This is a genomic window from Pollutibacter soli (assembly GCA_029269725.1).
Classification (GTDB): Bacteria; Bacteroidota; Bacteroidia; order Chitinophagales; family Chitinophagaceae; genus Pollutibacter; species Pollutibacter soli.
In genome coordinates, this window is the sequence record JARJHS010000012.1 from 38,140 (window position 1) to 52,953 (window position 14,814).

Below are 14,814 nucleotides of genomic sequence, written 5' to 3' on the forward strand. Positions count from 1 at the left end.
CGGGAAAACTCCAGTGAAATTAAAGGTTGTTTGCTATCCGGTTTATAATCAGTAGAAGCATTTAAAATACAACCATCATTTCCCGAAGATGATCGCAGATTCTTCTGCGCGATCAGCGTGTATTCCATCTGCGAAAATCAGCGGGAAAACTCCGGTGAAATAAAAGGTTGTTTGCTATCCGGTTTATAATCAGTAGAAACATTTAAGATATAACCATCATTTCCCGCAGATGGCGCAGATTGAAAGGCACGCAGATGATCGCAGATTTTTCTGCGCGATCAGCGTGTATTCCATCTGCGAAAATCAGCGGGAAAACTCCAGTGAAATAAAAGGTTGTTTGCTATCCGGTTTATAATCAGTAGAAGCATTTAAAATACAACCATCATTTCCCGCAGATGATCGCAGATTCTTCTGCGTGATCAGCGTGTATTCAATCTGCGAAAATCAGCGGGAAAACTCCAGTGAAATAAAAGGTTGTTTGCTATCCGGTTTATAATCAGTAGAAGCATTTAAGATATAACCATCATTTTCCGCAGATGACCGCTGATGTGTCAGCGCAAATCAATGAGCTGATCAAACCTAATTCGCCTCAACTTTTGTATATTAGTTGAACTACAATTACACGCAACGATTGTAAACCGTCAACGGTATGAAAAAAAATCAAAGCCTGCCATTTGTAAAAAAAGCTACATCCTATCTTTTTCCTGTTATGTTCGTCCTGATTTCTTCAGTACTAATAGCGACGTGCAAAACGGAAACCAAAGAAGTCAGCACAGGAACCAACGACATCGGCGGAACCGTTACAGGACCCAATGGACCCGAAGCCGGCGTGTGGGTAATTGCCGAAACCTACGACCTGCCTACACGCTTTGCGAAAATTGTAGTGACCAACGACTCCGGGCAGTATTTGATCCCAGAACTTCCGGCAGCCAATTATAAGATCTGGGTCCGTGGTTATGGACTAATTGATTCAGAAAAGAAAGATGCAAAACCCGGGAGTAATATCGATCTTACTGCCGTCATTGCTCCTTCGGAAAAAGAAGCTGCACAATATTATCCTGCAGGGTATTGGTTCTCGCTGCTGAATGTTCCCGATAAAAGCAAATTTCCAGGTACCGGACCTGATGGTAACGGGATCTCTCCAAACATCAAAGTGCAGGCTGATTTTCTCCGGAGTATCAAGTCGGGTACCTGCCTTGCATGCCACGCGCTGGGCACTAAAGGAACGCGTGAGTTGCCGTCTTCACTTGGAAAATTTACCAGTTCGATGATGGCATGGGAGAGAAGATTACAATCAGGCCAGGCGGGCGGACAAATGACCAGCAGCATGATGACTTTTGGTCGTGAACAGATGTTAGGCATGTTCGCCGACTGGACAGATCGCATTGCACAGGGCGAACTTCCATCAAAACCACAACGGCCGCAGGGAGTCGAACGCAATGTGGTGATCTCACAGTGGGACTGGGCCGATCCAAAAGCTTATTTGCACGATGTGGTATCAACCGACCGAAGAGACCCGACAATAAATGCTAACGGTCCCGTATACGGTGCTACGGAGTTGAGTACCGACTACCTTCCTGTGCTTGATCCAATGTCCAATCAAATCAGCCAGGTGCCGCTTTCTGTTCTTGACCCCAATACGCCATCGGCATCAGGCGATGTAGTGCAACGGTCGGCCTACTGGGGCGACACGGCGATCTGGAACAGCAAGACGAATGTGCACAATCCCATGTTTGATAAGGAAGGGCGTGTCTGGATCACGACAACCGTCCGGCCAACAGACAATCCTGATTTCTGCAGGGAAGGTTCTGATCATCCTTCCGCAAAAGCTTTTCCTGTTGATAAATCATACAGGCAACTCGGTGTCTATGACCCAAAGACAAAGAAATACACTCCCATAAATACCTGTTTCAGTACGCATCACCTCATGTTTGCTGAAGATGCAAACAACACGCTCTGGACCAGCGGTGGGGGACAGGTGATCGGTTGGTTTGACACGAAAAAATACCTGGAGACAGGAGATGAAAAAGAAGCGCAGGGCTGGACCCCGATTATTCTTGATTTCAATGGCAATGGTAAACGTGATGCATACACGGAGCCTGATGCACCGGATGATCCAAAGAAAGACAAAAGAATCACCAAAGGTTTATATGCGTGTTCACCTGCCCCTGATGGTTCTGTATGGGGATCGAGTCTCGGTTATCCGGGTGCGTTAGTCCGGTTAAATCCGGGAAGCAATCCTACGGAAACGGCGCTTGCAGAATATTTTGAACTTCCATTGAATGAAAAGGGTGAACCCATTGAGGGATTTTCTCCGCGGGGCATGGATGTAGACCGTAATGGAGTGGCCTGGGTGGCACTCGCCAGTGGACACCTGGCCAGCTTTGATCCCAGAAAATGCAAAACACGGAACGGGCCAACAGCTACAGGTCAGCATTGTGCCGAAGGCTGGACCTTTTACACAGAGCCGCTTCCACAATTCAAAGGTCTGAATATTCCAGGCAGTGCGGAGTCCAGCTACTATACCTGGGTGGACCAGTTCAACACATCTGGACTGGGAGAAAATACACCTATCAACACGGGCAATGAATCTGAAGCTCTCTTAGCGTTGAAGGATGGGAAGTGGGTGGTACTTCGTGTACCCTACCCGTTGGGATTTTATACCAAGTGGATGGACGGGCGGATTGACGATCCCAATGCCGGATGGAAAGGCCGGGGATTATGGGCGACTATAAGTACAAGGGCACCTTTTCATATGGAAGGTGGAAAGGGGACGCCGAGTAAGGTTTTCAAGTTTCAGATGAGGCCGGATCCGTTGGCGAGGTAGAATTATGCCGATGCTAAGAAGTTTTTGTGATGCAGAGGCGTATTCAAAATTTCTTTCAAACTTTTAATTAAAGGGTGTTTTACAACCCAAAGCACTGAAACTGTTTTTTTTGGTTATATCGATCCTTTTTTAGCGGATTCGTCTGATGGACTTTTTATTTTATCAGTCACAAACGACGGAGGTTTTTGCGATGGCTATTCGAGGAAATAGAGGACTGTGTCTCCATTGTCATTATGTTTCGCAAGATATCTGAGAAAAAAACAAAAACCTCCCGTAGCCTTTAGTTTTTCTTCGATCTGGGCTTCGCTTAAAAACTGAACTACTGTAGGTGAATTACGAATACTATCTGCAATTTCACTATGTTTTAATCCGTTCAAGTGAACATTTCGAACTTCATTTTTATTGATATGTAGTATTCTTCCTGTTGGTAATGTTGAATACAGAATAGTCCACCCAGTTTCGAATGAAACTTCAAAATTTGCAATATATCTTTCCCCAGGAGCCTGAGCTATTTCATATTGAACATTTGCTTGTTCGATAGTCAATATATCCGGAAAAGCCGTAGCTACCTTATGTATATCACGGCGATATGACTCTAATATCTTTTTGAAAAAAAAGTCGAAACAGGAATAGCGATTTCCTTCAACTATTATAGTATAGTCTTTGGGTTCGACCGAGATTTTAATATCCTGTTTGGTTCGGCTGAAAACTTTGAAGTCCCTATATTTAATTTCGGCGTACCCCAGCATATGTGCCAGAAGTACAATTGGCTTTCCAAGAGTTTCTGGTTGCAAAAGCTCAAATTTATTTAATAAAGCTCTCTCTTTTGCTGCGGCAGAATAGCCGTTTTTTGAGAAAAGAAATACTTTATCTGCACGAACTTCGCCCATTTTATATTTTCCTAGAGCCGCGTCAATAACTTGTATGTCAACAGGATCGCTCCAATTCTTAGCTTCACCACAAATGAAAAGTGAAAGCATACCAACGCGCCCGGTTAATTCTACATCAATTTCTCGTAATACTCCACTTTCATTACCTAAAACTTCTCTTTTTACTTCTATATTAAAACCTTCAGGGAGATCTTGCTTACAAAACTCAGCCAGTAAATTCTCAAAATTATCCGCGCTTAAGTTGTTATAATCTGGGTTTGAGTTAGATACCTGAGATGGCAAAATTTCGGTTGTTGATTTTTTTATTTTCGGTTTTTTTGGGCGTCTTGGCATTGGTTTGGTGTTTGATAAGTAGGTTAACTTTATCCTCGTAATAACTTTGCAATACTCTAAAATCTTTTACATTTTTCCAAAATTGTAAAGTATGACGAAATACAATGAGGTGAATTATGAGTCTCACTCCACCCACTCAACCATAACCGTATTTCGCAATTGTGGCCTCAATTTTTAATGTTTTTGCGCATATATTGCGAAATATGCCGAATGATCAGGCTGGAAATTCGGCTGAAAAAGTTAGTGTAGCAAATGAAATGGGAACATTATACCCGATGCCGAATTTGATAGTAATACCACTTTCAACCTTTAATAAACAAAATGATTTTGGTGATAAGGCGATAATGAAAAGACATATTTCAGATTCTTTTGAGGCCGAAAGGAACTATATTAGGTCGAGTCGAATGATATTTATATTTGAGAGAGATGATTTTAACTGTGGGTTAGCGCTTAAAGTTTTGTTAGATAATTGGGCAAGTACAGAAATAAATGTTGAGTATACACAAGGTTAGAACTTTTTTAAATTATGAGTTCGACAAAGCACCAAGGGTTGAATTTTGAAGAGATAGCGAAGACTGTAATTTCTTCTCAGAAAGGCTTAAAGCTATTAAAGGATGTTGTTGTCGAAGTTGGTGTATCTAAAAATAAGAAGAAACACAAGTTTGATCTTGGCAATATCGATGAGAAGATTTTAGTGGAATGTAAACATCATGCTTGGACATCTGTAGGAAATTCGCCAAGTGCAAAAATGACTATTTGGAATGAAGCAATGCTTTATTTCATGTTAACACCAAAAGATTATACAAATATTCTTTTCGTTAAAAAAAGTATTTGTGACAATAGGAGGGAAACATTAGCAGACTACTATTTCAGAACTTACCGTCATCTTATTCCAGAGAATGTTGAAATTTGGGAATATGATATTGATGCAAAGGAACTGAAAATTCATAATATTTAACGGCACACAACATCGGCCTCCCAAAATCACGGGAATATGTACTGATCGATGGTTACACAGATGAGCTGTGGTTCAGGCGATAGGAACATGGATCGACTTTGGAATATAACACGACAGCATAACTTTACTCTGTTAACGTTCCAGGCAGACGGAACATGAAATTACTCAACTGCGCAAGGCCGAGGTCGTTGACTTCTATTTTTTAGTAAGTATAAGCATTCAGACCTCAAGACAACAGTAGGATATCAGGCAAACCTTATATACACAAAGATGCAGATGATGCCCTTGATGCCGCAATTAGAAAAGTGAAGATCACAATACCAAGGCTTTAGAGCTTTAGTCTGTCTTTTTTAAAATTGGAACCCTTATAGATAATGGAAATTAGAAATTGATTATCTGTCTTACCAAGATTAATTTTGATGATTAACAACTCTTAACCGTTAAGCGAGCCAACATGAAAATTTTCAAAATTGAAATCACCAACTACCGTCTTCTGAGAAACTTCTCGGTCGATTTGGAGGACGAATTGTCCCTTGTTATCGGGAAGAATAATACCGGCAAAACATCAATATTATCTTCTCTAGAAAAGTTTCTAAATCAATCCGAAAAAAATAAATTCACCTTTGATGACTTTAATATAGTTTTCAAAAATTCATTGAAAGCTCTCATCAATCAAGCCGATGATTTAAGCGAGGCCGATTATGAGGTTACCCATATGTCACTAAAGCTTTTCATAGAATATACAGAAGCAGATAATCTGGCCAACGTTAGCCGGGTTATGATGGACCTCGATCCTGAGAATAACGTAATTGTTCTTGGCTTTGAGTATTTACTTGATTTTGTGTCTTACAAGAATCTTAAAGAAGATTATCGCACATTTAAAGCAAGGGAAGCCGCTAAAGTTGCCGAAGACGCTAATTATAAGCCGCTAGATGTTTTCGACTTTTTAAAAAGCAACCACCACAAGTATTTTCGACACAGCCGAAAATCGTACGAGTTTGACAAGTCGACTAGGTTGATCAATGAGGCAAGTTTCATTGATCTCCTTAAAGAAGAAATCAGCATTAAGGACATTATAAATTTTAAATTCATAAGCGCGAGACGCGATGTAACGAATAAAGAATATGATAAAACTTTATCTGGCCAGACTTCAAAGATTTATAAGAAAACTGAAGAGAATGAGGACCGGTCCCAAGCTGTTGAGAAGTTTAAAGATACCCTGACAAATACTGATGTTACTTTAAGCACCATCTATTCAAGTCTCTTCAGAGAGATTATCGATAAAGTAAAAAGCTTCGGCGGAATTAAAAAGAATGACTCTGACATCGAAATCATTTCAACTCTTCAACACCGAGAATTATTGGAAGGTAATACCACGGTTGTTTACAGGCACGATACAGATAATCAACTTCCAGAAAACTACAACGGGTTAGGCTATATGAACCTGATCAGTATGATTTTCGAGATAGAGATACTGGTACATGAGTTCAAACGTGAAAAGGAACGGATCCCGGCAGACATAAATTTACTTTTCATTGAAGAGCCGGAAGCGCATACCCATCCTCAAATGCAGTACGTTTTCATCAAAAACATCAAACATTTGTTGAAAGAAGGAGTGGTAAGAAGTGATGGGCAAAGTCGGAACTTACAATATATCATCACGACGCACTCATCACATATAGTCGCTGATAGTGATTTCGCCGATATTAAATATTTAAAACGGGAAAATAACGACGGAGTTACTGCAAGAAATCTTAAAGACTTAAGAAAAGAGTACGACGAAGAGACTACCCAGTATCAATTTTTGAAACAGTACCTGACAATTAGTAGAGCTGAAATATTTTTTGCAGACAAGGCTATTCTGATTGAAGGGGACACTGAAAGAATTCTTATTCCTACGATAATGCGTAAGATCGACATTGAGGAACAAAAAAGAATAAAAGATGCGGGTGAAACAGACCCGAATTTGCCTTTACTATCTCAAAATATTTCTATTGTTGAAGTTGGGGCTTATTGTCACATATTTGAACGTTTTATAGATTTCCTAGGAATAAAGACGTTAATCATAACAGATCTAGATGCTGTTGATGGTGAGGGAAAAAAATGTGAAGTTTCAGCCGGGGTGTCATATTCGAACGAGGCCATTTCATTTTTTTATGGTGCCGTAAGCCTTGATGATCTGAAAGGCTACACACTTACAAACAAGTGTTTCGATAAAGCTGCTGGAACATGGACCACAAACAGTGATGGAAAGGTATGTGTTGCATATCAGACCTTAGAGGATGGATATAATGCCAGAAGCTTTGAAGATGGCTTTATCCAAATTAATCGGGATTTCATAAGGCCTCTGAAAAACGATTTTAAAGCCTTACAAAACAGGGATGATTTTGATGATCCTACAATACAATCTTATGCTCTTGCAGCAAATTGTATAAAGAAGAAAACCCACTTTGCGTTGGACATCATCTATCATAGTGACCGGATTTTTAGCAATTGGAGAATTCCGTCTTACATAAAAGAAGGCTTACTATGGCTCAAAAAAGATTAACTCTCGAAACGGAAGTCCAGAGCGTTCTTGAAAAGATAGACGCCGGACGCAACTTCCTATTAAGTGGCGGAGCCGGCAGCGGGAAAACTTATTCGCTTGTGCAGGTTATCAAACAGGTTTTAACTGAGCACCCAGAGGTTAAAGTCGCCTGCATGACGTATACTAATGCAGCCGTAAGGGAAATAGAACAACGGGTAGATCATAAAAACCTTACAGTTTCAACAATCCATGATTTCCTTTGGGATAACATCCAGCATTTTCAAAAAGAGTTAAAATCATGTCTTATAGGATTGGCAAACGATCCCGATGAGAAAAGAATACAAATTGACGACGGGGATCATATTCCTGAAGATTATTTCAATGCCCAACCAGATGGAATTCAATATAAGGAATTTTTGAGGCTGAAAGAGGGTATCATTTCACACGATGAGCTTTTAATCCTGGCAAATAAACTCTTCGAAAAATATCCTAAAATCAGCAAAATATTAAAGGATAAGTTCAAATATATTTTCATAGACGAATATCAAGACACTAACAGTTTAGTTATTCAGATATTTTTAGAACACTTCAAAAAAAGCGACAAAAAAAATGTAATCGGCTTCTTTGGAGATGCAATGCAATCGATCTACGATGATGGTATCGGAAATCTTGATTTTTACAAAGGCGATAACGATGATCAGGTAGCCGAAATAAAGAAAACACAAAATCGCAGAAACCCCGAAAAAGTTATTTCTCTCGCCAACTTGTTAAGGACAGATGGAATTACGCAGATTCCTTCAGCTGATCCCGCAGCTCCGAATATGATTGCTGGCGTCGTCAAACAAGGAAATATAAAATTTATTCATTCAGCAAATGATGATTTCAAGCGGGTTAAGGATTACCTCAAAAATACTTTATCCTGGCCGATTGATGACCCCGCCAAAACAAAGGAACTCAATTTAACACATAATTTAATTGCAGATAAGGCGGAGTTTCGGACACTAATGGATATTTACGACAGAGATCAAATTTTGAGCTACAGAAACCGGATAAAAAAATACATAAAAGACAAAGGCATTACCGACGATTTTTCCGCGAATACTTTTGGCGAAGTCATAGACATTCTAAAGCAGGGAAAGTCAGGAGCTGCACTTACTCCAATAAATCCAACAGCAGGAATGCAGACGTTTATTAATGGGCACACTGCTCTATTTAATATTGCGTTGGCTTACAACTATGCAGCGTTTCTAAAAATTTATGTCGATAAGGATCAACTCATTGATGATAAAAAACAATCGCAAGAGGAGGAAAGCCGAAAGGGATCCAAAAGAGATAACCTGATAAAACATCTTTTTAAAATTCAAACCAATATAGATCTATACACCAATAAGCAATATAACGAGTTTTTAAGGGCTACGGATTTTCGAACACAGATCACAAGTATTGAAGACAAGAGGAAATTAAAGCGGAATATTGAAACACTTATGAATGTTGGTGACAAAACTATTGAAGAAGTAATCAATGAAGCTCATGAGCTTGGTATTTGCCTGATTGATGAACCTCTTGAAAGATTTATGCGAGACAAAAAGTATGTTTATGATCGAGTAAAGGAGGTGAAGTATAAAGAGTTTCAAAAATTATACGATTATCTTGAAGGGCACACACCATTTTCAACGCAGCATAAAACGAAAGGAACAGAATTCCATACTATTTTAGTTATACTAGATAATGGTGGATGGAATCATTACAACTTCGCCAATTTATTTTTGAACTCAGGTACTCCATCTGTTTTAGCAAGAACACAAAAGATATTTTACGTTTGTTGCACACGTGCAATGGAAAATCTGTGCGTTTTCTTTCACAATCCGAGCGTCCAAGTTATCGACAAAGCAAAACAATGGTTTGGCGACGAAAACGTCATTAGCATTTAAGACATTCTATTCCTAGATGACAGTCAAAATCGGCTTTTTATAAAGCGCGTTTAATAATCATTAATCATATCCCATTTCAATCTGTCTTCTTGATGTCCGGTTTATACTATCCCCGTTTGCCGTCAAATGTTCACTCCTGCTCGTCACCGGCTGCAAGCAGCCTTTTTCAAATGCCTGTGAAAAAAGGGTGTAAACACCGTTGTTTTTTGAACCAATAAAATTTAATTTAATGGAAAAGCTTTTATCGTGAATCTATTGCGATGCAGGTTTGAATTGTTGAGATTTAATGTTGATACTATTGGATCTAAGAGTAACAAAATAGATTTGGCTATCAGCTTGCGGGAATTTATTGTTCTTAGGAGTTATCTCAAGCCCATAAGTATATAAAAAATCCTTTCAAACAGGAGTTGAAAACGATGAAAATCTCTGCCCAAAACATGCAGTTATAAATTGTGTGGTTAAAACGTCGAAAGTGTAAACGATATTTTTATGAGAATAAATATTCAAGTCAGAAGAGTTGTTATTTTATCGATTGTTCTGTCAATAATATCTAATCTAACTATTGCACAACAGTCTATCCTCCTTAAGCTTTATACAACATTTCTTATAAGCTGTGAAAGAAATCTTTATTCGGATGCTTACTTAAAAAGCGAAAATGCTTTTTTTGATTCTGAGTTTAAAAAATTATCGCCCGAAAAACAATTGACCTTTAAGAGTGAATTGATTAAGACAAATACGATGCTATCAATAGAAAATAAACGAGCGATTCAAGCTAAGGATTGGAATCCTTCCGAGTTGTCGTCAAAAGTGACTTGCAATTTTATTTTTCATGGAATGACTTTGGGTTCTGAACCCATAATAAAAGCACTCGATGCGATGGATGCAAAAGAGATTTCGGATATGAAGGGTATTTTGAAATTATTAGGTTATAATACTAATGTAACTAGTGAAATTAACGCCAGTACAAAAAATTTGATTGATGAATTTTTAAACGAGGATTGTTTTACCAATGAAAGGAGAATATGTTGGGGTACGGACTTAAGCTATCGGGTGAGAAAAAAAATGTATTTAGATACGTATCTAAAGATCAGGTTCGGCAAAGCGCTTCCGTCGCCATCTAAGATTTTTCTTAAAGAACGAAACGGCGAGTTAAAGGAAGTAACTCTTGAAGAGTTAAATAAAAAAATGGAAGAAGCTGAAAATGAAGGATGTCACATCAAAGAAATGTGTTCTAATGAAAAAGAGAGGTCAGTAAGTGGTGAAATGGAATGTTCAAACGGCTTTTCATTTAAGATTAGCTCAAATGGAAATTCATTTGCAATTAGTTTTAAATCTTTTGGAATTGAGTATGACAATGGAAAATTAAAAGTATCACTTGAATTTCCTTAAACAATACAATAATCCAAGATCCAACTTGTACCTCAAAAAATGTTGATTGTATACATTATTAAGACAATATTTAATTGAGCACCTTTTACTTGAAATTGTTTGCCATTTGGATATGCATACAACATCATTTTTCTGAAGTATGGGCTGATAAAATTATCTGCTTGTCTTTGAGCTATAATACAGACAACAGGAAAGGGGCTTGGCTTGTGAATATGAGATCGACAATTTTTCATTACTCAGATGAAATGCCGGGTCGATTGAATATGACTTCTCCTACTTGGCAGCGCTGCGAGCGCTAAGTGTGGTGTCTTGTAAATGACCTGTCTTTACATATAATGGGATATGATATTTATGATATCGCAGGTCACTGCTCTTTTTCTGGAAAGGCTCTTATGTTGGGTTTTGAAATAATCTCAACATCGTTAGGTATAGATATATCAAAAAGACTTTGCCATGCTCCGGAAATTCGTTGTGGTGAGAAATCAAAGTCACGGCTAAAATGTCTCCAGTTTTTGAGTAAGAAACAATTGAGTTTCGGGTTAAATTTTACTCCCGCAGCTTCTTCATCTCCTTTTTTCATGGGTCTTATTTTCCATAATTCAACAATGCATAAGGCTTTGCCGGCATTTTTCCCAACGGAGTTTGTTTTACCGCAGCAGATAACTATATCACCACGATATTTAAAAGTTCTGAACCTGGTCTCTATCGTTTTTTCTCCGTTCTTTATCCAATCCGCATATGGTGCGCCTGGATAATCGTTCATAATTAAAGCCTTGTATATTCTTTGCTTTTCTGCCATTAAGAGAAATACTACAATTGCCATTCCTGGAGCTGAAAGATCCTTATCGCCTGTAACCTTCCAAATAGTTTAATAGTCATATGGAAAAAGGGCATGGCCAAAAAACTAACTCCTTCCACAAATCTGACCCGCCACATCCAGGATCTCTTCAGAACACTCCCTCACCCCGCCATCCTCAAAAACTACCTCAAAACCGCCACCCGCAACCTTTCGAAAAACAAATTTTTCACAACCCTGAATGTCTTTGGCCTGGCACTGGGCATGTCGCTCAACCTGCTGTGGGTGGCCATGGTGGTATTCGTATACCAGTTTGACAACTTCCATCCCAATAAAAAGCAGATTTTTCGGATCATTACCCATGTACGCGACCGGGATGAGAATCCGTCGTTTGCATCAACGCCAGTCAGTACTGCTGAGTTGCTGAAAGGCAATTTCAGCGGAGTTGAAAAAGTGGTTCGGATAAATCAATCCCTTCCCAAAACTGTTCGTTATGCGGAATTTGATTTCCAGGTAAAAGGATATTTTGCGGATGCAGCGTATCTCTCCATGTTTAACTTCCCACTGCTGCGTGGCAACCCGGCCACTTCGCTGGCGCGGCCCAATACGATGGTGATTACCGAGGCCGCAGCGGCCCGGATCTTTGGTGACAGGGACCCGATGGGCGAAATCGTAGCCATCAAGCCCTATGGTGATGTGATGATCACCGGTATCCTGAAAGACATGCCGAAGAACACGCACCTGAAGGCGGAGGTTTTGGTCTCATTCGCTACACTCACTTCTCATCTTGGTGCGTCTTTTACCAACGATGAAAAGAACTGGAGTAATTTTCACAACTCATACGTATACCTGCAGCTCGCTGACAACGCACGTCCCGCTGCCATCGAAGTTTTTCTCAACCGGGTGGCAAAAGAAAAATATACGAAACCGGAGTATAAAGCATCGTTCGAATTGCAACGGTTCGACAAAATCGTTCCCGGGCCCGAGCTGGACAATGACATGGGCAACGAATGGAGTTACCAGGAAATATTGCTCATGGGAGTTCTGCCGATGATTATACTATTAGCGGCCTGCAGCAACTACGTCAGCCTCGCCATATCCCAGTCGCTGAAGCGTATGAAAGAGGTTGGTGTTCGTAAGGTGATGGGCGCACAGAAGCGACAGATCTTTACACAGTTTGTGTTGGAAAGTACGATCATCATGCTGGTGGCCGTAATACTGTCGTATTGTTTCTTTCAGATCATTCGCAGTAAAACCATCTCGCTTGTCGCCGAAACTGATGTCGATCTGAGTCCCGGCCCGGGAACCTTTGTTGGTTTCATCGTCTTCGCGATACTTGTTGGCCTGGTGTCGGGCATTGTTCCTGCACTCCATTTTTCAAAGCTGGGTGCCATCCTTGCACTGAAAGGGAAGGAGCTGCACACAAAAAGGAGCGGCCGGTTTTCCTTACGAAAGCTGGTGATCACCCTGCAATTCATGCTATCACTTGGTTTTGTTTTTGCGGTGGCGGTTACGGTACAACAGCATCGGTACTCGAGAAATTATGACCTGGGATTCGACCAGCAGAACATATTCAACGTTGATCTGCAACAGGCCAATCCGCAGCTGGTTAAAAATGAATTTCAAAAACTTTCCTTCGTTTCGCAAATCTCGATGTCGTCGCACGCGCCGGGCGTCGGAAAGGTGCCAGGGTTCTATGTGAAACGTCTGGCCAGTGCAGATTCCATAAAAGCAAACGCGATATCGATCGATGAAAATTTTATCACCAACATGGGTCTGAAACTTGTGCTGGGAAGAAATTTCAGCAACGATGCTAATGAAAACCAGCGATTGATCATCGTCAATGAAACATTTGCAAAAAAGCTGAGTCCGGAGAATGCTTCAGGAGCTATCAATCAGGTGATCATTGTGCCCGACCTGCCTGCCGGCAGGCAAGGTAAAAGAGAAGTGCGGGTAGCGGGTATGGTGAAAGATTTTCACTACGCAAGCCTGCAAGCGCCTATTGGAAACTTCTTCTTCGAATATGCACCGGAGAAATTCAGCTATGCGAATTTTCACCTGCAAACCACCAACAAGCCCCAAGCTTTCCTGGACATGGGCGCCGTGTGGAAAGCTGTCGGGAACCGCAATCCATTTAAAGGTGAATTTCTCGCCGACCAGATACGCGATGCCTATTCGTTTTACAACAGCACTATGAAGATGTGGGGATTCCTTGGAGTATTGGCCATCACCATAGCCTGCCTGGGATTATTGGGCACAGTCGTGTTCACCATTAAAAACCGGATCAAGGAAGTGAGCATCCGGAAGGTGATGGGCGCCTCTTCCGGACAACTGGTGTTCATGCTATCGAGGGACTTTATAACGCTGCTGGCCATCGCGGGCCTTATCGCGATTCCCTGTGTGTATGTGCTGATGGAACTGATGCTGCAGGAGGGACAGTATTACCATGCGCCGATCGGAGTCTTTGAAATCATCCTCAGCCTCGCGGTCGTGTTGATCCTCGGACTAACCACCATCTTCTCGCAAACCTGGAAGGCGGCGAATACAAATCCGGTGGAGAATCTCAGGGCGGAGTGATTGTCGCAACCAGGTCTTCACTTTTTTTTTGAACAACGTAGATTCTAAGTTGGCCTGCGGCCTCCGGGTGTTGAACCACATAGTGAACATAGAAAAACATAGGCACATAGGAAATCTTATGTGTCTCCATGAACAATGTGGTTCAAAGAATTTGAGTCGGCCTACGGCCTTCGGGTGTTGAACCACATAGTGAACATAGAAAAACATAGGCACATAAGAAATCTTATGTGTCTCCATGTCCTATGTGGTTCAAAGAATGTTAGTCGGCCTGCGGCCTCCGGGTGTTGAACCACATAGTGAACATAGAAAAACATAGGCACATAGGAAATCTTATGTGCCTCCATGTCCTATGTGGTTCAAAGAATGTTAGTCGGCCTACGGCCTACGGGTATTGAACCACATAATGAACATAGAAAACATAGGCACATAGGAAATCTTATGTGTCTCCATGTCCTATGTGGTTCAAAGAATGTTAGTTGGCCTCCGGGTGTTGAACCACATAGTGAACATAGAAAAACATAGGCACATAGGAAATCTTATGTGTCTCCATGTTCTATGTGGTTCAAAGAATGTTAGTTGGCCTGCG

The 14,814-nt window shown here is 40.7% G+C and carries 9 protein-coding genes; 7 read left to right on the plus strand and 2 right to left on the minus strand.

Annotation, left to right across the window (positions count from 1 at the left end; all coding sequences use genetic code 11):
* Positions 1–649 precede the first annotated feature (649 nt).
* On the plus strand, positions 650–2,827 hold the full coding sequence (locus P2W82_RS22270; RefSeq protein ID WP_336518161.1) for a hypothetical protein: 2,178 nt from the start codon (positions 650–652) through the stop codon (positions 2,825–2,827).
* Between the two features lie 194 nt (positions 2,828–3,021).
* On the opposite strand, the gene P2W82_RS22275 is transcribed toward P2W82_RS22270, so the two are convergent.
* Positions 3,022–4,050, minus strand: coding sequence for a hypothetical protein (locus tag P2W82_RS22275; protein ID WP_336518162.1), 1,029 nt, complete (start codon positions 4,048–4,050; stop codon positions 3,022–3,024).
* Between the two features lie 203 nt (positions 4,051–4,253).
* On the opposite strand from P2W82_RS22275, the gene P2W82_RS22280 reads away from it, so the two are divergent.
* From P2W82_RS22280 to P2W82_RS22300, 5 genes are all read left to right on the plus strand, one after another.
* Positions 4,254–4,562: a hypothetical protein gene (locus P2W82_RS22280; RefSeq protein WP_336518163.1), complete on the plus strand. Its 309-nt coding sequence runs from the start codon at positions 4,254–4,256 to the stop codon at positions 4,560–4,562.
* A gap of 14 nt (positions 4,563–4,576) precedes the next feature.
* Positions 4,577–5,008 carry a hypothetical protein gene (locus P2W82_RS22285; RefSeq protein ID WP_336518164.1) on the plus strand — a complete coding sequence of 144 codons (432 nt, stop codon included), beginning with the start codon at positions 4,577–4,579 and terminating at the stop codon, positions 5,006–5,008.
* Positions 5,009–5,462: 454 nt separating this feature from the next.
* Positions 5,463–7,556 (plus strand): ATP-dependent nuclease, encoded by a 2,094-nt coding sequence (locus tag P2W82_RS22290; RefSeq protein ID WP_336518165.1) that lies wholly within the window; start codon positions 5,463–5,465, stop codon positions 7,554–7,556.
* Entirely contained in the window at positions 7,538–9,466 is a 1,929-nt protein-coding gene (locus tag P2W82_RS22295; protein ID WP_336518166.1) for an ATP-dependent helicase, read from the plus strand. The genes P2W82_RS22290 and P2W82_RS22295 overlap by 19 nt, the downstream gene beginning before the upstream one ends.
* Positions 9,467–9,955: 489 nt before the next feature.
* Positions 9,956–10,855: a hypothetical protein gene (locus P2W82_RS22300; RefSeq protein ID WP_336518167.1), complete on the plus strand. Its 900-nt coding sequence runs from the start codon at positions 9,956–9,958 to the stop codon at positions 10,853–10,855.
* Positions 10,856–11,219: 364 nt separating this feature from the next.
* Here P2W82_RS22300 and P2W82_RS22305 read toward each other — a convergent pair whose 3' ends face one another.
* Entirely contained in the window at positions 11,220–11,678 is a 459-nt protein-coding gene (locus P2W82_RS22305) for an ASCH domain-containing protein (protein ID WP_336518168.1), read from the minus strand.
* Positions 11,679–11,747: 69 nt separating this feature from the next.
* Here P2W82_RS22305 and P2W82_RS22310 point away from each other — a divergent pair, with 69 nt between their 5' ends.
* Positions 11,748–14,228: an ABC transporter permease gene (locus P2W82_RS22310; protein WP_336518169.1), complete on the plus strand. Its 2,481-nt coding sequence runs from the start codon at positions 11,748–11,750 to the stop codon at positions 14,226–14,228.
* Positions 14,229–14,814: the final 586 nt, after the last annotated feature.